The 1,250-nt window shown below is 38.5% G+C and carries 2 protein-coding genes; both read left to right on the top strand.

Annotated elements, in window-relative coordinates; translation table 11 throughout:
* The first annotated feature begins 467 nt into the window (after positions 1 to 467).
* Positions 468 to 956, top strand: a complete 489-nt coding sequence (locus LZP73_RS19145) for a hypothetical protein (protein ID WP_234236501.1) — start codon at positions 468 to 470, stop codon at positions 954 to 956.
* A gap of 184 nt (positions 957 to 1,140) precedes the next feature.
* Positions 1,141 to 1,250: transposase (locus LZP73_RS19140; protein ID WP_234236503.1), on the top strand; the 110-nt coding region annotated here is incomplete at its 3' end.

Raw genomic sequence — 1,250 nt, 5'->3', positions numbered from 1 at the left:
GTCCCGTGGGAACGCTGCAAGAACTCAGCAGCTATTGTGAACATTTAGAGAAGCGACGACGGCATTTCTCCGCCTGTTGCCAGCACCTCAACGCAGGCTGACGTTAACTTCATTGTTTACAGCGATAGCTTTCAGGACCCTATGAATGGAAATGGGTTGGGTAACTGACGCCAAAAATCACTGTTTTTGAGTGAAGTAGACCTGTTTTATCAATCCTCATCCATTTTGCATCATGTCCTGCCGACTCTTTATCGGTTAAATCACTTTCCCTAGCTTGAGCCCTAACTGAAAGTGCATTATGTTATTGTTTTAACATGGCTGGCCTGATTTGTGGAATGCTACAGTGACTGCTAGTAAAAATCCATTTTAAATAACTAGCACTTCAAAAACATCTATTTCAACTCAGACTGCTCAACCTTGGGCTCAACACCTGTATCATCAAAGTCATATAAGCATGGAGTATTGAATTGAACTTAAAATCTGACAAGAAAATAATGTATGTAAATCCACTATATTACATTCCAGCCTTTGTATTTTCCATGTTTATATTAACGGCAATGTTTTCAAATAGTGAAGAAGAAATAAGACTCAGCAATTTTTTTGCGTTATTCCTTCTTTGTACACTGCTGACACTAACTCTTCTGGCTATACATTTCCTCATATCAATTCCTATTGGGAAATGTGATATCACAATAGACAGGAAAGGTATTTATAGCGATAAAATCAAGTGCAAGAGATTTGTAGGATATGTTGATTGGAAAAGCATTGAGAGTGTTTATATTTTTTCTCTAGGACGAGGCCCAAACTACATATATCTGTATTTGCATTCAGATGGCTGCAATAAAAAACTTCCAGTTCAAAAAATAAGAATTCCATTCAATTTTGTTACTGAGTCCATCCGGGAAATAGAAGATCATATTGCTCAATATACAAAATTGAGAAAAAATTATCTATAACCACCAATATTACAACAATTAAAGATGTGACATCCAAGCCATTTTGCGCTTTTGGGTCTGTCTGATTAGGCTTTGAGTTATCCTCTTTTGCCTGCCTAAGCTTGCCATGACTGTAGTGGCATACTAAATTTGGCCACCTGATTAGAGGTGATATCATCACTTCTGTATTTAAACAGGTGACACAATGACAAAGCAAACCAGACCAACATACAGCCCGGAGTTTCGACTCGAGGCAGCACAACTGGTCGTTGACCAAAACTACTCAGTAATGGACGCTGCTAAAGCCATGGGCGT

The sequence above is a fragment of the Shewanella sp. AS16 genome, from assembly GCF_021412365.1.
GTDB lineage: Bacteria > Pseudomonadota > Gammaproteobacteria > Enterobacterales > Shewanellaceae > Shewanella > Shewanella salipaludis.
This window is presented reverse-complemented; position numbering and strand designations above follow the sequence as displayed.